General features: G+C 72.5%; 17 protein-coding genes. 6 read left to right on the forward strand and 11 right to left on the reverse strand.

Annotated elements, in window-relative coordinates; all coding sequences use genetic code 11:
• Positions 1-3: 3 nt before the first annotated feature.
• The gene (locus ACR9ZG_RS00815; RefSeq protein WP_481282920.1) at positions 4-1,092 is read right to left on the reverse strand and encodes a glycosyltransferase family 2 protein; all 1,089 of its coding nucleotides are present in this window, start codon (positions 1,090-1,092) and stop codon (positions 4-6) included.
• A 65-nt stretch (positions 1,093-1,157) separates the two neighbouring features.
• Between ACR9ZG_RS00815 and ACR9ZG_RS00820 the strand changes: the two genes are divergently transcribed.
• Positions 1,158-4,115, forward strand: coding sequence for a rhamnosyltransferase WsaF family glycosyltransferase (locus ACR9ZG_RS00820; protein ID WP_481282921.1), 2,958 nt, complete (start codon positions 1,158-1,160; stop codon positions 4,113-4,115).
• Here ACR9ZG_RS00820 and ACR9ZG_RS00825 read toward each other — a convergent pair.
• Positions 4,046-5,635: a DUF2142 domain-containing protein gene (locus ACR9ZG_RS00825; protein WP_481282922.1), complete on the reverse strand. Its 1,590-nt coding sequence runs from the start codon at positions 5,633-5,635 to the stop codon at positions 4,046-4,048. The two genes, ACR9ZG_RS00820 and ACR9ZG_RS00825, sit on opposite strands and share 70 nt — an antisense overlap.
• A gap of 13 nt (positions 5,636-5,648) precedes the next feature.
• Positions 5,649-7,016, reverse strand: a complete 1,368-nt coding sequence (locus tag ACR9ZG_RS00830) for a hypothetical protein (protein WP_481282923.1) — start codon at positions 7,014-7,016, stop codon at positions 5,649-5,651.
• 126 nt (positions 7,017-7,142) lie between these two features.
• Here ACR9ZG_RS00830 and ACR9ZG_RS00835 point away from each other — a divergent pair, with 126 nt between their 5' ends.
• Together ACR9ZG_RS00835 and ACR9ZG_RS00840 are read left to right on the forward strand one after the other, a co-directional pair.
• Positions 7,143-9,620 (forward strand): glycosyltransferase, encoded by a 2,478-nt coding sequence (locus tag ACR9ZG_RS00835; protein ID WP_481282924.1) that lies wholly within the window; start codon positions 7,143-7,145, stop codon positions 9,618-9,620.
• Positions 9,617-10,612, forward strand: coding sequence for a glycosyltransferase family 2 protein (locus ACR9ZG_RS00840; protein WP_481282925.1), 996 nt, complete (start codon positions 9,617-9,619; stop codon positions 10,610-10,612). The genes ACR9ZG_RS00835 and ACR9ZG_RS00840 overlap by 4 nt, the downstream gene beginning before the upstream one ends.
• On the opposite strand, the gene ACR9ZG_RS00845 is transcribed toward ACR9ZG_RS00840, so the two are convergent.
• From ACR9ZG_RS00845 to ACR9ZG_RS00865, 5 genes are all read right to left on the reverse strand, one after another.
• The gene (locus tag ACR9ZG_RS00845; protein WP_481282926.1) at positions 10,563-12,218 is read right to left on the reverse strand and encodes a DUF2142 domain-containing protein; all 1,656 of its coding nucleotides are present in this window, start codon (positions 12,216-12,218) and stop codon (positions 10,563-10,565) included. The two genes, ACR9ZG_RS00840 and ACR9ZG_RS00845, sit on opposite strands and share 50 nt — an antisense overlap.
• Before the next feature lie 119 nt (positions 12,219-12,337).
• The gene (locus tag ACR9ZG_RS00850; RefSeq protein WP_481282927.1) at positions 12,338-13,888 is read right to left on the reverse strand and encodes a DUF2142 domain-containing protein; all 1,551 of its coding nucleotides are present in this window, start codon (positions 13,886-13,888) and stop codon (positions 12,338-12,340) included.
• A gap of 5 nt (positions 13,889-13,893) precedes the next feature.
• On the reverse strand, positions 13,894-14,271 hold the full coding sequence (locus ACR9ZG_RS00855) for a DUF2304 family protein (protein ID WP_481282928.1): 378 nt from the start codon (positions 14,269-14,271) through the stop codon (positions 13,894-13,896).
• Positions 14,271-15,005 (reverse strand): glycosyltransferase family 2 protein, encoded by a 735-nt coding sequence (locus tag ACR9ZG_RS00860; protein ID WP_481282929.1) that lies wholly within the window; start codon positions 15,003-15,005, stop codon positions 14,271-14,273. The genes ACR9ZG_RS00855 and ACR9ZG_RS00860 overlap by 1 nt, the downstream gene beginning before the upstream one ends.
• 112 nt (positions 15,006-15,117) lie before the next feature.
• The gene (locus ACR9ZG_RS00865) at positions 15,118-16,005 is read right to left on the reverse strand and encodes a glycosyltransferase family 2 protein (RefSeq protein WP_481282930.1); all 888 of its coding nucleotides are present in this window, start codon (positions 16,003-16,005) and stop codon (positions 15,118-15,120) included.
• 35 nt (positions 16,006-16,040) lie between these two features.
• Between ACR9ZG_RS00865 and ACR9ZG_RS00870 the strand changes: the two genes are divergently transcribed.
• On the forward strand, positions 16,041-17,441 hold the full coding sequence (locus ACR9ZG_RS00870; RefSeq protein ID WP_481282931.1) for a lipopolysaccharide biosynthesis protein: 1,401 nt from the start codon (positions 16,041-16,043) through the stop codon (positions 17,439-17,441).
• On the opposite strand, the gene ACR9ZG_RS00875 is transcribed toward ACR9ZG_RS00870, so the two are convergent.
• The 3 genes from ACR9ZG_RS00875 to manA are packed head-to-tail and all read right to left on the reverse strand — an operon-like array spanning position 17,383 to position 21,225.
• Positions 17,383-18,672: an O-antigen ligase family protein gene (locus ACR9ZG_RS00875; protein WP_481282932.1), complete on the reverse strand. Its 1,290-nt coding sequence runs from the start codon at positions 18,670-18,672 to the stop codon at positions 17,383-17,385. The two genes, ACR9ZG_RS00870 and ACR9ZG_RS00875, sit on opposite strands and share 59 nt — an antisense overlap.
• 10 nt (positions 18,673-18,682) lie before the next feature.
• The gene (locus tag ACR9ZG_RS00880; protein WP_481282933.1) at positions 18,683-20,014 is read right to left on the reverse strand and encodes an O-antigen ligase family protein; all 1,332 of its coding nucleotides are present in this window, start codon (positions 20,012-20,014) and stop codon (positions 18,683-18,685) included.
• Positions 20,011-21,225 carry a mannose-6-phosphate isomerase, class I gene (gene manA / locus ACR9ZG_RS00885; protein ID WP_481282934.1) on the reverse strand — a complete coding sequence of 405 codons (1,215 nt, stop codon included), beginning with the start codon at positions 21,223-21,225 and terminating at the stop codon, positions 20,011-20,013. Before manA ends, ACR9ZG_RS00880 begins: the two co-directional genes overlap by 4 nt.
• Positions 21,226-21,340: 115 nt before the next feature.
• On the opposite strand from manA, the gene ACR9ZG_RS00890 reads away from it, so the two are divergent.
• Complete coding sequence (locus tag ACR9ZG_RS00890; protein WP_481282935.1) at positions 21,341-22,519, forward strand: acyl-CoA dehydrogenase family protein; 1,179 nt, start codon at positions 21,341-21,343, stop codon at positions 22,517-22,519.
• Positions 22,520-22,579: 60 nt separating this feature from the next.
• The gene (gene galE, locus ACR9ZG_RS00895) at positions 22,580-23,542 is read left to right on the forward strand and encodes a UDP-glucose 4-epimerase GalE (RefSeq protein ID WP_481282936.1); all 963 of its coding nucleotides are present in this window, start codon (positions 22,580-22,582) and stop codon (positions 23,540-23,542) included.
• Positions 23,543-23,691: the final 149 nt, after the last annotated feature.

A 23,691-nucleotide genomic window follows, 5' to 3' on the forward strand; every position in this document is an offset into this window, starting at 1 on the left:
GGGTCAGCGCCCGCGCCGCAGCAGACGGGCGGCGCCATCCGCGGCGCGGACGACGCGCCGCGACAGCACGCGGTCGAGCTGGGCGTGCACGGCGCGCAGCTCCTCGGTCGTGCGGCCGAGCTCGGCGCGGGTGGCGGCGGCCTCCGCCTCGGCGCGCGCGGCGCGGTCGTCGGCGAGGGAGAGCCGGCGGTCGAGGTCCGCGATGGCGAGGCCGACAGCGCGTTCGGCCGGCTCCGTCGCAAGGTCGATCGGTTCGTCGGCGACCGGTGAGGGCACGGCGTCGGCGATGCGGCGGTCGAGCACGTACTCGCCGGAGGCGATACCCGCGGCGAGCTCGTCCTCGCCGGGGTGCCGGCAGAGATAGAGGGGGAACAGCACGCCGTCCTTCAGCCGGCGGTAGTCGCGCATGCCGTGGTGGTTCGGGCTCGGCGTGAGGTCGGAGTTCTCGTAGGCGGAGCCGGCGTTGCGCACCTTGCGGCTGTACTGCGACCACGACCGCCACGGGAAGTGGAGTACCTCCACCTCGGACCCGGCGGGGACGGGGCCGCGGTTCTCCAGGCTCACGAAGTGGTTGCCCTGCACGACCTCGACCTCGGGGTCGCCGATGTGCACGGCGTCGTGCGTGGCGTGCGCCTTCAGGCCCACCCGCTGCAGCGCCTCCACGGTCCGGAGGTCGCGGTACAGCAGCCGCTGCAGGCCCGTGCCGGCGAGGGCGGCCGGGCCGATCATGTCGTGCACGGGGACGTCGAACGCCTGGATGCTCTTCGGGATGCCGGAGAACGCCTCCTTCAGCGTCATGCCGGCGGAGCGCGGGAGCCAGAACTCGTCGGCGTCCGCGTTGATCACCCAGTCGGCGCCGTGCTCGGTCGCCGCCTCGCGCGCCATCCGCGTCACGGTCGGCGCCTGCTGCTTGCGGTGCTCCGGGTCGTGGTGCAGGACCAGGAGGCCGCGGGCCGCGTAATCCTCGAGCAGCTCGCGCGTGCCGTCGACCGATCCGTTGTCCGTGACGATCAGCGTGTCGACGCCCTGGGCCAGATGATGGTCGATCATGGCGCCGACGATGTCGGCCTCGTCGCGCACCATCAGGGTCATCGCAAGTCTCACGTGCCGCCTCCCGCAGGACAGTCTAAGCAGACCGCCTGATTAGACTGGGCCGGATGAACGCCTGGATGAGCGGCCCCCGGCGTGCGCTCGGCCGCCTGCTCCCGACCGGATCGGCTCCGAGGAAGGCGCTGCACGCGGGCAAGGAAGCCGCGAAGACCTTCCGCGCCGAGCTGCAGCCGCCGGCCCCCGAGATCGTCCGCGAGGGCCCCGGCCTCACCGACTACGCCGAGTGGCGCGCACAGCAGCCGCCGCTGGAGCCGCTGCCAGAGGGCGCGCAGCGCACGAGCTTCCTGGTCATCGTCGAGCGGGCGCCGGAGCTCGACGACGAGACCCTGCTCGCCGTGGCGGCCACGGTGGAGAGCGTCAACGCGCAGTCCTCGATCGTGGCGCGGACGCTGGTCGCCCCCATCGGCACGCCGCTGCGCGACCTGCTGCCGGGCGCCGAGGAGGACTTCACCCTGTTCCTCCGCGCCGGCTCGCTGCTCGACCCGAATGCGCTGGAGCAGATCGCGAAGGAGCACCGGGTCGACCCCGTGCGCCGCGTCATCGCGTTCGACGCCGACCGGATCGGTGCAGAGGGCGAGCGGGTGTCGCCGCGGTTCCGGCCCTCCTGGTCGCCGGAGACCATGCTGGGCGCCAACTATCTCGGTCGCGCCTTCGCCATCCGGACCGCCGACGCGCAGCGCAGGAACGGGCTCGCGCTCGACGACCACGGCGTCTGGCGGCTGCTGCTCGGCGCCGAGCTGTCGGAGGCGACCGTCGGCCGCCTGCCCCGGGTGCTGCTGAGCGAGCCGGAGGGGCCGGGCGGGCAGGGCGAACCGCGCGCCGCCTCCCACCACGACGCCGCGATGGTCGCCGCCGCGCTGCGCGACCGGGGCGAGGAGGCGCAGGCCAGGGTCGTCGACGGCGTGGTGCGGGTGCAGTTCGTGCCGTCGGTGTGGCCGACGGTGTCGATCGTCGTCCCGACCAGGCACTCCCGCGACAACCTGGAGCGCCTGCTTCCGAGCCTGGCGACGACCGACTATCCCGCGTTCGACGTCACGGTTGTCGACAACGGCGGCGAGACGGAGGAGCGCGAGGCCTGGTACGCCGGGCTCGACCTCGGCTTCCCGCTGCACCATGTCTGGTGGACGGAGGAGCCGTTCAACTACTCGCGGGTCAACAACGTCACCGCGCGCGGGACCGACGGCGAGGTGCTCGTCTTCCTCAACGACGACACCGAGATCGTCGACGCAGGCTGGCTGCGCGAGCTCGTCGGGATGCTGTCCCGGGAGGGCGTCGGCACGGTCGGCTTCCAGCTGCGGACCGGCGACGGCCTCGTCCAGCACGGCGGCGTGACGCTCGGCCCCGGCGGGTTCGCGGCCAACCTCTTCGCCGGGATGGCGCCGGAGGACGACAGCCTGCTCGGCCCGGTGCGCTGGTACCGCGACTCGCTCGCCGTGACCGCCGCCTGCGTCGGCATCCGGCGCGACCTGTTCGAGGAGGTGGGCGGCTTCGACGAGCGCTTCCAGCTGACCGGGAGCGACGTCGTGCTCGGGCTCGACCAGGTGATCCGCGGGCGCCGCAACGTCGTCATCCCGTTCGACGCCGTGCGCCACTTCGAGTCGCTGACCCGCGGGGCGCACGCGCCGCGCGCCGACTCGTTCGCGAGCTACTGGCGGTACCAGCCGTGGCTCGCCGGGGGAGACCCGTACAGCTCGCCCAACCTGTGCCGGCTCACCGAGATCCCGCGGTTCGCCGCCGCCGACGACCCCAGCCCGCTGGAGCTCGCGATGGCGGGGCTCGGGCGCCCCTTCCGCTCCTCCGCGCAGCAGTCGACGATCTCCGAGGACGCGACCGCGCTGCTCCCGATCGCCAGCATCACCGCGGAGGAGGTGGATGCGGTGGTCGCGTCACACCGGGCCACAACCGGCCGCCGCGAGGTGCGCACCATCAACTGGCTGCTGCCCGGCTTCGACCTGCCGTTCTTCGGCGGCGTCAACACGACCCTGCGCCTGGCCGACAAGCTCGCGCGCGACCACGGCGTGCACAACCGCTTCCTCATCAACGGCGACCCGGCGAACGAGTTCTACGAGTCGGCCATCGTCGCCGCGTTCCCCGGCCTCGCCGGCTCGGAGGTCGGCAACTACTACGGCACCGACGAGGGGCTCGCCGAGGTGCCGCCCGCCGACGCCGCGATCGCGACCTTCTGGCTCACCGCCCGCGACGTGGCGAAGACGCCGGGGACGCCGCGCAAGTTCTACCTCATCCAGGACTACGAGCCGTCGTTCTACCCGGCGAGCACGATGTTCGCGATGACCGAGCAGACGTACCGGCTGGGGCTGTACGGCATCTGCAACACCCGCAGCATGCACGACATCTATGCGGGAGGGTACGGCGGCACGGCCACGTGGTTCTCACCCGCGGTCGACCGCGCGCTGTTCCATCCGGACGGACGCCGCGCGCCCGCCGAGGGCGAGCCGGTCACCATCTTCGCCTACGCGCGCGACCACTTCCGCAACTGCTGGGAGCTGGTCTTCGCGGCGCTCAGCGAGATCAAGCACCGCTACGGCGACGGCGTGCGGATCGTCGCGGCGGGCGCCAAGTACCTCCCGCCGAGCGCCGACTTCATCGACCTGGGGCTGCTCGACTACCGGGCGACCGGCCGGCTGTACCGGGAGACCGACATCGGCATCACCCTGCAGATCTCGCGCCACCCGTCGTACCTGCCGCTCGAGCTGATGGCGAGCGGCGTCGGGATGGTCGTGCCCGACTCGCCGTGGTTCCGCTGGCTGTTCCGGCCGGGCGAGAACGCGCGCACCACGATGATGACCTACGAGGAGGTCGTGGCCGGCCTCGACGAGCTGGTGCGGGACGCGGCGACGCGCGAGCGCATCCAGCGGGCGGGTCTGGCGACGATCGACGAGGCGCACTCCGACTGGGACGCCGCCCTCGACGGGATCTACGACTTCCTGTGCGACCCGGAGTCGAACGCGCTGCCGACCGAGGCGCCGCCCTGGGTGGCGCCCTGATCCGACGGCGCGCCGGACGGCCCGCCGGGCGGCCAGGACGGCCCGTCGAGCAGCGCCGGGAGTGACCGCCACACCGCGACGACGGCGCAGACGAGCACGAGCACCACGACGGCCGTGAGCCCGACGGTGCCCGCCGGGGGCTGCCACTGCGGGTGGAGCAGGAAGTCGACCCACGAGCTGTTCGTCACGGCGTAGCGCCGCAGCGTGTACACGAACGCCGCCAGGTGGCCGACCGCCACCAGCACCAGGAGGGTGCGCAGCACGGCGACCACGCCGGAGGAGGTCGCCGGCGCACCGGAGCGGGGGCGCGCGTCGAGCGCCAGCCCTCCCGCGATGGCGGTCAGCAGCAGCACGGCCAGCATGTAGCGGCCCTGCCAGACGTCGCCGACCGCGCGCCACAGCGCGACCTGGACGATCACGGGGACGACGACCCAGACCGCGGTGAATCCTGCGGCCACCCAGCGCTCGCGGCCGCGGCCCAGCACGAGCGGAAGGACGACGAGCGCGAGGAACAGGGCGGTCCACAACGTCTGCACTCCCTCCGGCGCCGGGACGTCCATCGTGCCGAACTGGCCGGTCAGCTGGCGCAGGTAGCCGAACGTGTTCTCGAGCATGTTCTGCGCGACGGTGAGCCGGCTCCCCGCTGTCGGGTGCGGCTGAGGCTGCACGCCGTTGCCCGGCCGGGTGAACCAGAACAGCTGTGCGCCGCACACCACGGCGAGCAGGCCCAGCACGACCCAGGTGGAGGTGCGGCGCACGAGCGCCCGCCAGTCGGCGCGGCGCAGCAGCACGATCACCCCCAGGGCGGCGACGACCACCCACAGCATCCCGAGGCTGCGCCCTCCGGTCACGAAGGCGGCGGCCGCCACGGCCGTCGTCGCGGCGAAGCCGAGCAGCCAGCCGGACGGGCGCGCCCGCGCGAGGGCGAGGAGGGCCGCGAACAGCGCGCCCGCCGACGCGGCCTCGACGGCGTTCGGGTTGATGGCGCCGCCCAGGAACACGAGTTCAGGGGTGACGGCCGCGATCGGCACGAGCAGACCCCAGCGCGCCCGGAGCCCGTGGAGGAGGACGGCGGCCGCGGCGAGGAGCACGGCGACGAGCGCGGCCGAGAACAGCCGCATCCCGACGATGGCCGCCTCGCCGCTCAGCACCAGCGACGGCAGGCCGGTCCAGAGGTAGTACACCGGACTGTTGGTGCCGGCGGTGCTGAAGGTCCTGCGCAGCTCGCCGTCGTAGGGCGACGCGCCCACGCACGACGGCGTCTGGTCGGGGCGGCCGGCGAAGCAGGCTCCGGCGCCGGGGATGTAGAGGTAGCCGGGCGCCTCGAAGAAGTAGCCGTCGCCGACGAGTTGTCCGCGGACCGCCGCGGTCGCGCGGACCGTGTGCGAGGCCTCGTCGGGTACGGCGTAGATCGGGGTGGCGACCGACCACGCCCCGATGAGCAGGAAGAGGGCGGCGAACACCCCGGCGAACAGCCGCCAGGGGAACCGGCGGCGCGTGGGCGCGATGTCGTCCGTCATCTGCGCCGCCGTCTCAGCCCTGCGGCATGAAGAGGGAGGCGATGAAGACGAACGCGCCGAGCCCGCCGATGATCCAGCGCGGCCATGGCCGCTTCGCCAGCAGCAGCGCGGCGCAGGCGAGGAAGAACGGCACCATCGAGATGCCGTAGCGCGCGGGCGGCGGGTCGACGTAGGTGCCGAGGGTCACGTAGGTGACCACGGAGAGCACCGGGGCCGACACGACGGCCGCCACGAAGGTCGCGACCGCGAGCGCGTTGCGGCGGGTGCCCCAGCGCGCGACCATGAGCAGCCCGATCGCACCGGCGACGGCGACGAACGAGACGGCGTAGTTGGAGATGAGCCCCGGCCCGCGCAGGAAGGTGGTGATGTCGCCGACGCCCTTCGTCGCGCCGTCGAGGAACAGACCGGACTGCAGGATGATCTGCGTCAGCCCGAGCGGCCGGACCTTCACGCCCATGTCGGGTGCCGGGCCGATCGCGATCGCGCTGGAGATGGCGAGCCAGACCAGCTGGCCGGCGAAGGCGGCCGCGAGCGCGACGATCGAGGTGATCACCCGGCGGTCGGCGAACGTCCGGCCGATCCAGCCCGACCGGGAGGACCGGGTGCGGTACGCGAGCACGGCCGCGCGCAGCACGAGGAAGAGGATGGCGGCGGCGACCGCGGCGAGGTTCTGCACCTTGAGCAGGGTGACGAACGCCGCCCCGAGGACGAACCACAGCCTCCCGCGCCCATCGTCCACCCGTGCGGCCAGGTAGAGCATGAGGGCGCCGGCGAACAACGCCGTCGCGTCGGTGGAGATGTACGTGTTGGACCAGTAGGCCGGCAGCGAGCCGACCATCAGCAGCCCGATGCCCGTCGCCGCGACCGGGTGCACCTTGAACCGGCGCAGCGCCAGGTAGAGCAGCAGGGCGGCGGCGGCCAGCCAGAGCGCGCCGACGGCCCGGCCGGCGTCGACCAGGCCGACCCCCGCCCAGATCAGCGGCTGCGCCAGCACGCGGGTGATGCCGAAGTAGAGCGGGGTGTAGATGTAGGCCGAGCTCGCGCCGTCGAAGGGGAACAGCGAGTCGTTCTCGGCGTTCGTCAGCTCGCAGCGTGCGTCGGGGGCGGGCTGGAGCAGCCGGAGGCCGCGGCAGCCGAGCTCCTGCCTGGCGGTGATGCCGGTCTCCTCGCCGCGGTGCACGACCAGCTGGCTCGAGACCTTGGCGAAGTAGTCGATGTAGACGTACTCGTCGACGGGGGAGACGCCCTTGTGGCCCGGCACGTGCACGATCCCCACCAGCAGGGAGGCGATGATCAGGATGACGGGACCGATCGAGGCCCGCGAGAACAGCCGGGCCGCGAGTCCTCGGCGCTCGGCCGGGGCGGCGGTCTCTGTCTCCATGCGGTACCTCGGTGCTCTGTTGGGGTGGGGGACTGCGCCAGCTTAGCAATCGCCTCCTGACGATCCGGGCCCTCCACAGCAGCCGGTTGGTAGGCTGACCTGCTGACACGCCCGCGAAAGGACCGCATGCCCACCACGCGCCCCGGAGTCGTCTCTGTCGTCCTCGTGAACTTCCGCGGGACCGACGACACGCTGACGGCCATCGACCACCTCGGCCGGCTCGACTGGCCCGCCGACCGGCTGGAGATCGTCGTCGTCGAGAACGCCTCCGGCGACGACAGTGCGGAGCGCCTGCGCCGGGAGGCGCCGCACGTCGTCCTGGTGGAGTCGAAGGAGAACCTCGGCTTCGCGGGCGGCTGCAACCTGGGCGTGCGCAACGCGTCCGGCGAGTACATCGCGTTCCTCAACAACGACGCCAAGCCCGACGCGGCCTGGGTCTCGGCCGCCGTCGCCCGGTTCGAGTCGAGCGACCGCGTCGGTGCGGTCGCCAGCCGGGTGCTCGACTGGGACGGCGAGAAGGTGGACTACATCGGGTCGGCGATGACCTGGTTCGGCCAGGGCTACAAGCCGCTGACGGCGCAGCCGGTGCCGACCACCCCCGACGTGCCGAAGGACGTGCTGTTCGGAACGGGCTCCGCCATGTTCGTCCGCCGCTCGGTGTACGAGCAGCTGGGCGGCTTCGACGAGCGCTACTTCATGTTCTTCGAGGACGTCGACCTCGGCTGGCGCCTCAACCTGCTCGGCCACCGCTACGTGTACGAGCCCGCGTCGCTTGCGTACCACAAGCACCACGCCTCCATGTCGTCGTTCGGCTCCTTCAAGGAGAGCTACCTCCTCGAGCGCAACGCCCTCTTCACCCAGTACAAGAACCTGGGGGAGGAGGCGCTCGCCGTCGCCCTGCCCGCCACCCTCGCCCTCACCGTGCGCCGCGGCGTCGCGAAGGGCGGTCTCGACTCCACCGAGTACGACCTGCGGAAGGGCGCCTCCAACGACCCCACCGCCGAGATCTCGAAGGAGACGGTCGCCGCGGTCTACGCGATCGACCAGTTCGTCGAGAACCTGCCCGGCCTCGTCGAGGAGCGCGAACGCATCCAGTCGACCCGCGTCGTGACCGACGCCCGCATCTGGTCCCTGTTCGGCGAGACGGACGCCCCCTCGTACACCGACGAGCACTACCTCGAGGGCTACGACAAGCTCGCCACCGCGTTCCCGGTCACGGAGAGCCCCGCCGTGACCCGCGTGCTCATCGTCACCGGCGACCCGATCGGCGCCAAGATGGCCGGGCCCGCGATCCGCGCCTGGAGCATGGCGGAGGCGCTCGCCGAGGACAACCTCGTCACCCTCGTCTCGCTCGCGGGCGTCGAGCCGGTCTCCGCCCCGTTCGACGTCGTGCACGTGCGTCCCGGCGACGACCGCGCCATGCGGCCGTACGAGCGCGAGGCCGACGTGATCGTGTTCCAGGGCCTCGCGATGGCGCTGTTCGACAGCCTCCGCACGACCTCCAAGATCATCGTCGCCGACGTCTACGACCCGATGCACCTGGAGCAGCTCGAGCAGGGCAGGGAGCTCGGCCGCGAGCAGTGGAACAAGCAGGTGGGCGACGCCACCGACGTGCTCAACGAGCAGCTGGAGCGGGGCGACTTCTTCCTGTGCGCCTCCGAGCGGCAGCGGCACTTCTACCTCGGCCAGCTGGCCGCGCTCGGCAGGATCAACCCGGCCAACTACGCCGACGACCCCGACCTCGACCGGCTGATCGACGTCGTGCCGTTCGGCCTGTCCGAGACCCCGCCCGCGCACGAGCGCGCGGTGCTCAAGGGCGTGCTGCCCGGGATCGCGGAGACCGACAAGCTGCTGCTGTGGAGCGGCGGCCTCTACAACTGGTTCGACCCGAAGTCGCTGATCGAGGCCGTCGCCCGGCTGTCGGAGACGCACGACGACGTCCGGCTGTTCTTCCAGGGCACGAAGCACCCGCACCCCGGCGTGCCCGAGATGGGGATCGTCGCGGAGTCGCGGCAGCTCGCGCGCGACCTGGGCGTGCTGGACCGCTCGGTGTTCTTCAACAGCTCGTGGGTCGACTACGCCGACCGGCAGAACTACCTCACCGAGGCCGACGCCGGCGTCTCCACGCACTTCTCGCATGTCGAGACCACGTTCTCGTTCCGCACCCGCATCCTCGACTACCTCTGGGCCGGGCTGCCGATGGTGGTCACCGAGGGCGACCACTTCGCCCAGCTGGTCGAGGAGGAGAAGCTCGGTGTCGTGGTCCCGTCCGGCGACGTTGCGGCGCTCACGGCGGCGCTCGAGAAGGTGCTCTACGACGAGAAGTTCATCGCGGCGGCCAAGCGCAACGTCGCCCGGGTGCGGCAGCGCTACTTCTGGAGCGTCGTGCTGCGCCCGCTGGTCGACTTCGTCGCCGACCCACGGCACGCGGCCGACCTCGTCGCCCGCGGCGTCGTCGGCACCGGCCAGCCCGTGAGGCGCGCGACGACCCGGCGCAAGAAGCACGGCCTCCGGCACGATGTCGGCCTGTTCTTCCACTACATGCGCAACGGCGGCCCGGCCGTCGTCGCCAAGAAGGTGCGGAGCAGGCTGGGGCGGCGGTGACCGCCCTCCCGGCGATCTCGGTCGCCCTCTGCACCTACAACGGCGCCCGGTTCGTGCGGCGCCAGCTCGCGAGCATCCTGGCCCAGACGCTGCCGGCGACGCAGCTCGTCGTCTCGGACGACGGCTCGACCGACGCCACCCTGTCGATCGTCGAGGAGGAGGTGCGGGCGCACCGCGCGAGCGGCGCCCCGACGCCCGAGCTGGTCGTGCTGCGCAACGCCGAGCCGCTCGGCGTGACCCGCAACTTCGAGCAGGCGCTGCTCGCGTGCACCGGCGACCTCATCGCGCTGAGCGACCAGGACGACGAGTGGGAGGCCGACAAGCTCGAGCGCTTCGCCGCCTTCTTCGCCTCCCGCCCGGGCCTGGCCCTGCTGCACACCGACGCCGTGCTCATCGACGACGCCGGGATGCCGGTGGGAGGGACGCTGTTCGGCGTCCTGGAGGTCAGCGACGCCGAGCGCGCCGCGGTGCACTCGGGCCGGGCGTTCGAGGCGTTCGTCCGCCGCAACCTGGTGACCGGCGCGACGGCGATGATCGATCGCGGGCTGCTGGAGATCGCCCTCCCGCTCCCGCCGGAGTGGGTGCACGACGAGTGGCTGGCGGTCCAGGCGGCGGCGCGCGAGCGCCTCGACCTCAGCGAGCGGCCGCTCACCCGCTACCGGCGGCACGACGAGAACCAGATCGGCGCCGGCGACCCGACGCTGCGGCACAAGGTGTCGCGCGTGCTCGGCCGCCGCGGCGACCGCAACCGGCAGCTGGCCGTGCGGTCGCGGCTGCTGGCGGAGCGGCTGGCGACGGCCGACGACGTGCCGACCGAGTACCGCGCCCTCGCCGAGCGCAAGGCGGCCTTCGAGGAGGCACGGGCCGCGCTGCCGCAGAACCGGCTGCGCCGCGCCGTCCCGGTGCTCCGGCTGGCGCTCGCGGGCGAGTACCCGCTGCTGGCTAGCCGGGGATGGCTCGACGTGCTGCGCGACCTGCTGCAGCCGGTGTGACCGGGGCGGTGATGACCACCGCATCCGCCTCCCGGCCCGTCGCGCGCAGTAACAGCACCGCGGCGATCGCGAGCGTCGCAGCGGTCAGGACCAGGACCGCCAGCACGCCGCCCACGGGCGCCCAGGCGGGGTCGCCGAACAGGAACGTCCGCAGCGAGCCGGCCGAGCCGACCGCGTAGCGGCGCAGCGCCGCGGCGAAGGCCCACAGCTGCCCGGCCGCGGCGCCGGCGAGCACGAGCACCCGCAGCCGCTGCCACGCGGTGCCGGCGGCGAACGGGTGCTCGGCCAGCAGCGCCGCCAGGCCGATGACCAGGCACAGGAAGAGCGGGAGGGCGTAGCGGCCCTGCCAGATCATCCCGCCGCCGTGGATGTACGCGGCCTGCACGAGCGGCGGCAGCAGCAGGAACGCGGCGATGAGCGCGATCGCGACGGCGAGGCGCCGGCCGCGGAGCACGAGCAGCGCGCCGACGGCGAGGGCGCCGACCGCGATGCCCCAGCCGTAGAGCACGATGCTGGGTGCGGGCGTGTCGAGCCAGCCGAACAGGCCGATCAGACCGTGCCCGTAGTCGACGGTGTCGACGAGCACGTTCGAGAAGCCCGTGAGCGGCGGGGAGCCGACACCCGGGAACGCCTGCGCCTCCTCCGGATGCGCGATGGCGTTGGCGAGCGAGTTGGTGGCGAGGGTCCAGGCGACCGCCGCGAGCGTCCCCGCGCCGACGATGGCGGCCGTGACGAGCACGGCCGGGCGCCGGAACAGTGCCAGCAGCGTGCGGCGGGACGCCAGCAGCAGCGGCACGGCGAGGGCAACCAGCACCCAGAGCGGGGACAGGCCGCGGGCGTTGACGGCGACCACCGCCGCCACGGCGACGATGGCCGCGCGACCGGCAAGCCGGGACGGGTCGGGGGAGAGGACGATCGCGAGCATCCCGCAGAACACCGCGAGGGTGGCGGTCGACTCGACGGCGTTCGGGTTCACGGCGCCGGAGAGGAAGAGCAGCATCGGGGTCACGGCGACCGCGAACGCGAGCAGCGGCAGCCGGCGCGAGCGCATGGTCCACACGACGGCGAACGCAAGCGCGGCGAACAGCGACGACAGCAGCGCGCTCACCAGGCGCATCCCGACGATCCCGGAGGCGTCGTGCGCGATCAGCGTGGGCCAGCCGACGAGCGCGTAGTACAGCGGGTTGTAGAGCCCGGCCGTCGTGGGCGCGAGCACCGTCTCGTCGGGGGTGCCGCCGGGCAGCGGGCAGCCGGCGGGGAGCTCGGGATGGAAGGCGGAACAGGTGAGGCGGTGCGCATCCGCGACATAGCGCGGGACGGCGACGATGTGGCCGTCCTTGGACGGCTCGCCGAACAGCTCGCCGCGGACCACGCTCGCGGCGCGGACGATGTGCGCGGGCTCGTCCGGAACGGCGGAGGGCGGCGTGGCCCACGCCCAGAGCGCGGAGAGCAGCGCGAGCACGGCCCACGCGGCGAGGAAGGCACGCAGCGGGCGGCGCGGGCGCGGCACGAGCGCGACGGCCCGGCGCGGCCCGGCGGCGGGCGCGGGGACGCCGGAGGAGACGGGGGCGGCCAGCGGGGTCGCCAGCTCGTCGGCGGCGGTCACCGGAGGGGCCGTGGGGAGGCGGGCGTCAGGGAGCTCGTCCCGCGCTCACAGCGGGCACAAACGTCGTGCATAGCCGCAACCCTAGTGGGCCGTGGAGAAAATGCTTGTGATTCGCGTGTTCAGGCGCCGATTGTGTCGGCGCTCACCGCCGGGCCATCGCCCAGTGCTGGCTCCTCGGCCGTCTCCGTCCGCAGCGCCCGGATCGCCAGCCACGCGCCCGCGGCGGCGGTCGCCGCGGCGAGCAGGAGCCACAGGAGGGTGCCGCCCGGCGGGCTCCACGGCGGCGAGCCGAGGAGGAACACCTTGAGCGAGCCGTCCTCGCCGACGGCGTACCGGCGCAGCGTGTTCTCGAACGCATAGAACTGCGATGCGGCGATGGCGACGACCACGACGACGGTCAGCCGCCGCCACCACGACGCCGTGACCTCGGGCCGGAGCGCTTCGCCGAGCACCACCGTGAGCCCGACGATCAGGCACAGGAACAGCGGCATGGCATAGCGGCCCTGCCAGATGATGCCGCCACCGGTGATGTACGCGGCCTGCAGCACGGGCGGGAGGACGACGAACAGCCCCAGCAGCACGCCGGCGAACACGAGGCGCCGGCCGCGCAGAACCGTGAACGCCACGAGCAGCAGAGCGCCGACCAGCGCGGCCCACACGAAGAACACCTCGGGCGGGGCGGGCGTGTCGAGCCAGCCGAACAGGCCGACGACGCCGTGCGCGTACTCGACGGTGCGCACCAGCGTCACCCAGAAGCCGCTCAACGGGTTCGTGCCGGTGCCGGGGTAGCTCTGCGGCGTCGACTCCGGGTTCTCGACGGAGTTGAGGAGGGAGTTGCTGCCCAGCGTCCAGCCCACGGCGGCGATCGTCGCGAGCACGACGACGCCGGCGGCGATCCAGGTGCTGCGGCGGCGGAACAGAGCGGCGAGCCGTTCGCGGCCGGCGAGGAGGAGCGGGAGCGCGATGGCGAGCAGCACCCACAGCGGCGACAGGCCGCGCGTGTTGACCGCGACGGCTCCGGCGACCGCGACCAGGGCCGCACGCGCGGGCAGGCGACGGGGGTCGGGATCGAGCACCGCGGCGAGCATCGCGGCGAAGACGGCGAGCGTGGCGGTCGCCTCCAGGCCGTTGGGGTTGACCGATCCGCCCAGGAACAGGAGGGCCGGCGTCGTCGCGACGGCGAAGCCGAGGACGGTCGCGGAACGCTGGGGCAGCCTCCACAGCACCGCGAAGGCCAGCGCCGCGAACAGCGAGGTCAGCAGCGCGCCGACCACGCGCATGGCGTAGATGCCGGCATCGTCGTGGAGGAGGAGCGACGGCCAGCCCACCGCGAGGTAGAACACGGGGTTGTAGAGCCCGGCGGTGGTCGCGGCCGTCGTCGTGTCGTCGTCGCGCGGCGCGCCCGCGGCGGCCGGGCAGTCGGCGGTCAGCTCGGGGTGGAAGGCGAAGCAGGTCGTCTGCTGCGTGCGGGCGACGTAGCCGGGCACGTCGACGAGATGACCGTCGGGGGAGGGCGTGCCCACCCACTCGCCGCGCGCCACGCTGGCCGCGCGCACCAGGTGGGCGGGCTCGTCGGGGGAGGCGCTGATCGGGGTCGCGAACGCCCAGCAGACGGAGAGCACCGCCAGCAGCGCCCACACCGTGAGGAAGGGGCGCACGGCCCCTGGCACGCGGACTACTCCTTCTCGCGGGTGAGCTGCGCCACCCGCTCCTCGAGCTGCGAGATGCGCAGGTCCTGCAGGGCGCTGCGCTCGGCGAGGGTGCGCGACTTGCTCTCGAGGGTCGTCAGCTCGGAGCTGTGCTGGATGCAGACCAGGAACAGCACGGCGATGCTGACGAAGAACACGAGGTTGACCGGGGCGCCGACGCCGATCAGGCCGGCGAGCCAGTCGAGGATCACGGGGAAGACGCCGACCAGGAGGGCCAGCGATCCGGCGACGATCCACCAGATCGCGTGCCGCTCGCGCATGCGGCCGCGGCGGAGCATCTCGATGACGACGCCGAGCGTGAGCAGTGCGGCGAGGATGCCGAAGATGTAGCTGGTGATGGACATCAGGCGGTCGCCGTCTCCTTGAGGGCCGTCCGGGGCCGCATCAGCGCCACGAGCAGGGCGACGAAGGCCCTGGCGAGGTACACGGCGGCCTTGATCGGGTTGTGCGAGGGCTGACCGGCCGCGCGCGGGCGCATCGTCACCGGCACCTGGGTGACCGTCAGGCCGGCGCGTGCGGCGATCACGAGCGCCTCCACGGTGTCGCCGAGGTACTCGGCGGGGAACGAATGGGCGAACAGAGCGACCGCCTTCGGCCCGTTGGCCTTGAAGCCGCTGGTCGTGTCCTTGAGCGGCGACTGCACGACCCGGCTGAGCACGCGCGACAGCACGGCCATCGCCCAGCGGCGCGGGCCCTTCACCTCGTAGTCGCCCTGGCCAGAGAAGCGCGCGCCGATCACGAGGTCGGCCTCGTCGAGGGCGGCGAGGAGGCTCGGGACGCCGTCGGGGTCGTGCTGGCCGTCCGCGTCGATCTGCACGACGACGGGGAAGCCGTTCTCCTTCGCGTACTGGAAGCCCAGTCGCATCGCCCCGCCGACGCCCATGTTGAACGGCATGGAGGCGACCTGTGCACCGGCCGCCCTGGCGACCTCGGCCGTGCGGTCGAGCGAGCCGTCGTCGACGACGAGCACGGTGATGCCGGGCAGCTTCGCCTCGACCTCCGCCACGACGGCGGCGACCGACTCCTCCTCGTTGAAGGCCGGCATCACGACGAGCGTGTCGGAGAGAGAGAAGGGCATGGCAGTCACGGTACTAGATCGGGGGCGGCGGGCGGGGGGACGGGCTCCGTCGGTCGACCATTCTCGCACGGCCCCCTGAACGGAGGGCGCGCCGGGCCCGTCCGCGACGCGCTCACCAGCCGCGGAACAGATGCCGGGTGAGCGCCCGGGTGCCGGCGCCGTCGCGCTTCGCGAGCGCCCCGGGGAGCTTGGTGGCGGCGTTGAGCCGCGACGACCAGTGCGCGCCGGCGACCCTGGCCGCCCGGCGCCAGCCGCGCTGCCGCAGCCGCTGCTTCACGGCGAGGAAGAAGGCGCGCTCCTCGTCGAAGCGCGTGCCGTCGCTCGCCGTGAACGACGAGACGCTGGCCGCGTGCCTGCGGTAGCGGAACAGCCGCTCCGGCAGGACGACGAGCGTGCCGCCGTCGAGCGCGATGTCGAGCTGCAGCGCGAGGTCGAGCACCACGTCGAAGTCCGGGTCGAAGCCGTGCCGGCGGACCGCCTCCGTCGTCCAGCAGATCGACGGGAAGTAGGTCCAGTTGCCGCGCAGCAGGCTGACCGCGAGCCGCTCCCCGGTCAGCTCGACCGGGGCGTGGACGGTCGGCGCGTACCAGCCCTTGACCCGGTCGGCGAGCGGGAGGGACGGCGTGCCGTCGTCGGCGATCACCGTCACCCCCGGCTGCAGGTACGAGGCGTGCGGGTGCTGCGCGATCGCCGCGCGCACCGCCTCCACGTAGCCGGGTTCGAGCAGGTCGTCGCAGCCCATCAGCACGAAGTGCTCGGAGCGGACGAGGTCGACCGCTTTGGAGAAGTTGCCGCTCACGCCGAGGTTGACCTCGTTGCGCACGTACTCGATCCGGTCGTCGCCGAGCCCGGAGACCCAGCGGCCGGGCTCGGTGTCGGGGTAGACGTCGTCGATGACGACGAGCCGCCAGTCGGGGTCGGTCTGCGCCAGCACGCTCTCCACGGCGTCGCGGAACAGCCGCGGGTCGCCGTAGAACGGCATCATGATGTCGATCGTCACTGCGCTGACCTTCGTGCTCGGACTTTCGTCATAGGGTGGGGCTGCCGTGCGGTCGCCCGGCGTCGTCCATCCTTCCATGCGCCCCTCGGAGGCCCCCCATCACCGCGTACGAGCCGCTCAACGAGCCGACCCCCGACGTCGAGACGGCGGCGGAGGGGCCGCGATCGGCCCGCAACTCCGTGGTGCTGATCCTCGGCGCGACGGTGATCGCCGGACTCGCCGGCTACGTCGTGACGTGGCGGGTCTACACCGAGGTCGGCGCGGCCGGGTACGGCGTGTTCTCGGTGTTCTGGTCGGCGCTGTTCCTCGTGGTCGGCATCCTGTTCGGCCTGCAGCAGGAGGCGACGCGCGCGACGGCGGCGACCCAGGTGGCCGCCGCTGAGGGCAGGGGCGAGCGCGTGCGCACCTCCCTGCTCGGTTTCGCCACGCTCCTGGCCGTGGCCGTGGTCGTCGTCGTGATGCTCACCAGCCTGCTCTGGGCGGCGCCGAGCCTGGGGGAGGCCAACCAGGGCCTGTCGTGGTTCGTCGCGGTCGGCTCCGCGTTCAACTGCCTGGTCGCGGCGGCCTCCGGCGTCTTCGCCGGCTCCGGGATGTGGCGGCAGCTCGCCGGGATCGTCGCGCTCGACGGCATCCTGCGCGTCGTGGGCGTGGTCGGCGTGCTGACGTTCTCGCACGACCTCGTGCTGCTGGCGACCGCCGTCATCCTCCCGTTCCCGCTGGCCCTCGTCGTGGTGTTCCTCAGCGCGCCGCGCCGCATCCTGCAGAACGCACGCGTGGCCTTCGGCGTCGGCGCGCTGCTGGCCAACACCGGTCGCACCATGCTGGCCGCGTCGGCAACCGCGGTGCTGATCAACGGCTTCCCGCTGGTGCTCTCGTTCTTCTCCGGCCCGCAGAATCACGCCGAGCTCGGCTCCCTGGTGCTGGCGGTCACGCTCACCAGGGCGCCTATCCTCGTGCCGCTGACGGCCCTGTCCAGCTTCCTGGTGAGCCGCTTCGCCCACCACCCGGCACAGGTCGCCCGCACGGTCACGCTGCTGCTCGGCGGGATCGCCGCCGTCATCGTGGTGCTGTGCGCGGCCGCGCTGCTGTGGGGCGAGCCGGTGATGCGGTTCGTCTTCGGCGACCAGTTCGACCTCAGCGCGGGCGTGCTCGCGGCGCTGATCGCGTCGTCCGGGCTGATCGGCGCACTGTTCGTCAGCGGTTCGGCCGTCCTGGCGCGGGACGCCCACGGCCTCTACGCGGCGGGCTGGGTCGTCGCGTCCGCGATCACGCTCGCGGTGCTGTTCGTGCCGCTGGAGCTGCCCGTGCGCGCGGCGGTCGCGCTCGCCGCCGGCCCGGCCGTCGGCCTGGTCGTGCACCTGCTCGGGCTGCGGACGCTCAGACCGTCTCGCGATGCGGCAGCCGGAGCCGCCAGCTCATCCCCTGCGACGCCTTGACCGTGCAGATCACGAGCAGCATCCACCCGGACTCCACCAGGATCGAGCTCTCGAAGACGCTCGTCACGAGCAGCGCGACGAGCACCAGCGGCGCCCACGCGTAGACCACGCTGCGGCGGTTGGAGGCGAGCAGCCACGACCGGCTGAACGCCAGCGCGATCAGCGCGACGAACAGCAGCACGCCGATGATGCCGGTCTGCAGGTACACGTCGAGGTAGGCGTTGAGCCCGTTCGGGTGGAAGACGCCCGTCGCGGCCTGGATCGCGGTGAACGGGTAGAGCTCGGTCGGCCAGGCGCCCACCCAGCCCCAGCCGACGGTCTGATTGACCGGGATCAGCTCCCAGATCTGGATCCAGAGCTTGTAGCGCACCTGGAAGTCGGCGCGCGCGTTGAGCAGGTCGATGACGCGCGTGCGGTAGATGTACGCGATCACCAGCACGGCGACCGTGAGCGTCGCGAGCCCCCACTGCCAGTACGTGCGCTGGTGCGCAGGCACCTTGCGCAGCAGATAGAGGGCGAGCGTCGCGAGGCCGACCACCACCGACACGGCCGCGATGACGGGGGAGTGGGCGAGCAGGATGCAGAGCGCGGCGAGCGTGATCGAGAAGGCGGCCACGGGCGGCCGCACGGACCGGGTGCGCAGCTCGACCAGGAAGGTGACGAACGCGATCAGCGCGACGATGCTGAGCTGGTTGCGGCTGCCGAACAGACCCTGGATCGGGCCGCCCAGCGCGATGTTGCCCTGGATGCCGAGGAAGCGGATCGGGAGGTCGAGCAGCAGCCCGCTCAGCACCTCCAGCCCCAGCGACACCGTGAGCAGGAACCGCAGCGCGTCGCCGACGACCCGCACGATCTGGATCGCGTCGCGCACGAGTGCGATGTAGACGGCGAGGAAGGCGAAGATCAGCTGGTAGATGACCCCGGCGAGCGTCGCCCACTGGTACTGGCTCCAGAGCAGGGTCAGCGCGCACCAGCCGACGAAGAGGAGGGCCGAGATCGGCAGCAGGCCGTGCCACTCGATCAGCTTCCACTGCGCGGCGAACGAGAAGGCGGCGAGCACGACGAGCACGGCGAGGGCGCCGATCAGGCCCGGCCAGCCGACGAGCGCACGGATGGCGTGGGTCGAGAAGCCGACGCCGACGGCGACGAGGGCGAGGGCCGAGTTGAACCGGGCCGATCCGAGGAACTCGGTCACCGCGGCGGGGACCATGGTTCGGCGGGACGACTCCATACCTGGAATCCTACGGGGCTGCCTGCTTGGTCTTGACGGCGAGCAGCACGAGCAGCGCCCACCCGCCCTCGAGCAGCAGCCGGCTCTCGGCGAAGCTCTGCGCGAGCAGGGCGGCGAGCACGAGCAGCGGCAGCAGTGTCAGCGCGGTGTACGGCTGGTCGTCGGCCGCGGTGAGCCGTGGCCGGTCGACCGCGGTGAACCACGACCGCCACAGGGTGCCGAGCACGAGCAGCACGAAGACGACGAGCCCGATCCAGCCGAGCTGCAGCCAGACGTCGAGCCAGGCGTTGTGCGCCTGCAGGTATTCGACGCCGTTGCGGACGGCGAGGCCGTCGAAGGGAGGCGTCCACGGCACCCAGTAGCTGATCCAGCCCCAGCCCGCCACGGGCCGCTGCTGCGCGAGCCCGATCACGTTCTCCCAGATGTCGAGCCGTCCGGTGAGATCCTCACTCTTGCCGAACAGGGCGGGGATGCGGGAGGCGAAGACCGAGACGAGCACGATCGCGGCGACCAGCAGGGCCGCCGCCGTGAGGTACACCGGCCGCCGGCGGTCGGGGCCGATCCGCCTGGTCCAGAGCGCGAAGCCGAGCGCGACGGCGGTGACCAGCCCGGCGACGATGACCGTGGAGGAGCGGGTGAGCGCGAGGGTCAGCACGGCGACGACCAGCCAGCCGATGCCGGCGCCGCGCCCGACGGTGCGATCGGCGGCCTGCACGGCGAAGACGATGAGCGCGAGCAGCGCGATCATGGCGAGCAGGTTGCTGTTGCCGACGATGCCCTGGATCGGGCCGCCGTGGAAGAGCAGGTCGCGGCTCCAGTAGAACGCCTGCGGCAGCCTCCCGGACGGGATGGGCTGCGGCGGCGTCAGCGGCAGCACCGGCTGCCGCACGAACAGGGCGACGATCAGCTCGAAGAGCAGGGACAGCCCGAGGATCCAGCGGAAGGCGCCGCCGAGCGCACGCAGCAGCCCCTCCCAGGTCAGGCACAGTGCGAGGAACACCGCGCCCGCGGTCGTGGCCAGCTGCGCCAGCACGCCGAGCGCGCTCCAGCCCGGGTACGCGGACCACGCGATGGAGACCAGCGCCAGCGCCAGGAACGCCACGAGGGTCTTCGGGGTGCGCCGCCAGCGGAACGACGGGCTGGTGCGCACGAGCAGCACGACGCTCGCGACGGCCAGGAGGCCCGCGAGGACGAAGTACCCCGGCCAGCTGATCAGGTCGCGCCAGAACTCGCCGGCGAACAGGGTGAACAGCAGCAGCGTGGCGAAGGCGGTCAGCGCGGTCCCGCCGGAGTCCCGGACGGCGCGCACCCGCTCGGAGAGCGCGGTCGTCGGGGTGGTCACCTCGGCAGGATATCCGACGGGGTCGCGCCCGGCCCGCGCCGGTTGGGGGTCGCGACGAACACCGTGCCGGCGCCGGAGACGGTGAGCGCGCCCTCGTCCTCGGTCACGACCGCCGCCTCGCCGCGGGCGAGCCGCACGGAGCCGCCGGCCCCGGTCAGCTCGACCTCGCCGTCGGTGCAGAGCGCGATCGCGGTGCCGGCCAGGGCGAGCGGGGCCGATGCGACCTCGCCGCCGACCATCGCCTGGGTGAGGGCGAAGTCGGGGACGTCGGGCCGGAACACCTGCACCCCGGGCGCGGGGACCTCCGGCTGCAGCGGCGTGGCGCGGATGGGGGCGAAGTCGAGCACGCTCACCAGCTCGGGCACGTCGATGCGCTTGGGCGTGAGGCCGCCGCGCAGCACGTTGTCCGAGGCCGCCATCAGCTCGATGCCGAGTCCGCGCAGGTAGGCGTGGATGTTGCCGGCCGGCAGGTAGAGCACCTGGCCGGGGCGGAGGGTCGCGCGGTTCAGGAGCAGGGCGAGCACGATGCCGGGGTCGCCGGGGAAGGCGGCCGACAGCATGCGGACGGTGTCGGCGTCGCGGTCCTCCGGCCCGGAGGCGGTCGCGGCGGCGACCACGGCGGAGACCAGCGGAGGAACGTCCTCGCCTCCGCCGAGCAGCCGCTCGGTCGCCGCGCGCAGTACGGCGCCGGGCTCGCCGGCGAGCGTGGCCGCGAAGGCCGTGATGCGGTCGCGGTGGTCGCCGGTCACGGCCTCGGCCAGGCCCTCGAACGCCGCACGGCTCTCGAGCGGGTCGCGGAACCCGCACAGCGCCTCGAACGGGTCGGAGAGCGCGAAGATCAGCTCCGGCTTGTGGAACGGGTCCTTGTAGTTGCGCTCCGGCGCGTCGGGCGCGAGCCCCGCGGCGTTCTCGCGCTCGAAGCCGGCGCGCGCCTGCTCGGGGGAGGGATGGGCCTGCAGCGAGAGGGGGCCCGCAGCGGCCAGGACCTTCAGCAGGTAGGGCAGCGAGCCTCCCGTGACCTCCCACTCGGCCAGATGCTCGGCGCCGCCGGCCTGCGCGGGATCGAGGATGCGCGCCGGGGAGCCCGGGTGCGCGCCCAGCCAGAGCTCCGCCTCCGGCCCGCCGCTCGGCTCGGTCCCCAGCAGTCCCGCGATCGCGGTGGTGGACCCCCAGGCGTAGTCCCGCGGCGTGTTGCCGATGCGCACAAACATCTCTCGCTGTCCCTTTCGTCCGGTTGGACCAAACTACCAACGGCCTTGGCCCCGGCCGTGCGGCATCCCTAGGCTGGCGATCCCGTCCTCATTCCCTGAATGCACTGGAGCAGACATGGCCTTCGAGACCCTCGCCAGCGACTTCTACGGCTTCGCGTCGAAGCTGACGGACCGCGAGAAGGAGTTCCTCGCCTCGCTCCGGGCGTCGATCGAGACCGAGATCCAGCCGATCGTCAACAAGTACTGGGAGCGCGGGGAGTTCCCGCACCAGATCGTCGACGTGCTGCACCGCGCCGGAGCCATCGGCCTCGGCTTCCCCGAGACCGCGCCGTTCGAGAACTCGGCCGTCTTCCGCGGCTGGGTGGCGCTGGAGCTCGCGCGGGTCGACGCGTCGGTGAGCACCTACGTCGGCGTGCAGAACGGCCTGGCGCTCGGCGCCATCGGCGTCTGCGGCTCGCCGGAGCAGCGGGCCGAGTGGCTGCCCAAGCTCGCGAGCGGCGAGGTGATCGGCGCGTTCGGCCTCACCGAGCCGCTGTCGGGCTCCGACTCCGCCCAGGGCCTGCGCACCGTCGCGACGCGCGACGGGGACGAGTGGGTGCTCAACGGCTCCAAGCGGTGGATCGGCAACGCCACCTTCAGCGACATCACGGTCATCTGGGCCAGGAACGCCGAGGACGGCCAGGTCCTCGGCTTCATCGTGCCGACCTCCACCCCCGGCTACACGGCCACGAAGATCGAGGGCAAGCAGTCGCTGCGCATGGTGCAGAACGCCGACATCACCCTGGAGGACGTGCGCGTGCCCGAGGCGCTGCGGCTGCGGAACGCGAACAGCTTCCGCGACACCGCCGCCGTGCTCCGCCTCACCCGCGCCGAGGTGGCGTGGGCGGCCGTCGGCGTCGCCATCGGCGCGTACGAGGCCGCGCTGCGCTACGCGAAGGAGCGCGTGCAGTTCGGCAAGCCGATCGCCAAGCACCAGCTGGTGCAGGATCTGCTGGTGAAGTCGCTCGGCGACATCACCGCGTCCATCGCCCTCTGCACCCGCGTCTCCGAGATGCTCGACGCGGGCGAGCAGCGCGACGAGCACTCGGCCCTCGCCAAGGCGTTCGCCACGGCGCGGATGCGTGAGACGGTCGCCCGCTGCCGCGAGGTCCTCGGCGGCAACGGCATCGTCATCGAGTACGACGTCGCCCGCTTCTTCGCCGATGCGGAGGCCCTCTACTCGTACGAGGGCACGCGCGAGATGAACACGCTGATCGTCGGCCGCGCGATCACGGGCGAGGCCGCCTTCGTCTGATCCGCCCGATAGGGTTTCCGTGGCCGCACGGCAGCGGCCCCGAACGGAGGAGGACCCGGCGTGGCGTGGTTGGTGACCGGAGGAGCAGGCTACATCGGCTCGCACGTGGTGCGCGCCTTCCGCGAGGAGGGCATCGACGTCGTCGTCGTGGACGACCTGTCGAGCGGCCACGAGGAGTTCGTCCCGGCGGGCGTGCCGTTCTACCGCGGCACCATCCTCGACGGACCGCTCCTGGAGCGGATCTTCGCCGAGAATCCGATCAGCGGCGTCGTCCACGTCGCGGGCTTCAAGTACGCGGGCGTCTCGGTGCAGCGGCCGCTGCACACGTACGAGCAGAACGTCACCGCGACCGCCGTTCTCCTGGCGGCGATGCAGGAGGCGGGCGTCGACGCGATCGTGTTCTCCTCCTCGGCCGCGGTGTACGGGACGCCCGACGTCGACATCGTCACCGAGTCGACGCCGAAGAGCCCGGAGTCGCCGTACGGCGAGTCCAAGCTGATCGGGGAGTGGCTGCTGCGCGACCAGGGGATCGCCGCCGGCCTGCGCCACACCTCCCTCCGCTACTTCAACGTCGTCGGCTCGGGAGACCCGAGCCTGCGCGACACCAGCCCGCACAACCTGTTCCCGCTCGTCTTCGACGCGCTCGCCGACGGCCGCACGCCGCGCATCAACGGCACGGACTACCCGACGCCGGACGGCACCTGCGTGCGCGACTACATCCACGTCGCCGACCTGGCCGTCTCGCACGTCGCGGCGGCCAAGCGGCTCGACGCGCGGGAGCCGATCGAGCCGGTCTACAACCTCGGCAGCGGCGACGGCGTGAGCGTCGGCGAGATCATGGCGACGGTCGCCGAGGTGACCGGGATCGCCTTCACCCCAGAAGTGGGGCCTCGACGCGCGGGCGACCCGGCGAGGATCGTGGCATCGGGAGAGCTCGCAGCCCGCGACCTCGACTGGAAGATGCGCCACACCCTCCAGCAGATGGTCGCCAGCGCCTGGGAGGCACGCCAGGCGGCGTCCTGACACCGCTGTCACGGGGGTAGAACGGCCGGGCGTGTCGCGATTGTTGCCGACCCTCGGCGCGTCGCAAACTCTCGACCGGCGCTTAAGCCTTTACGATTCGCGACTTGACTCACGCGAATGACAACGGTGTAATTATTGCGACACGTTCT

The sequence above is a fragment of the Leifsonia sp. KNZ12-8B genome, assembly GCF_056755495.1.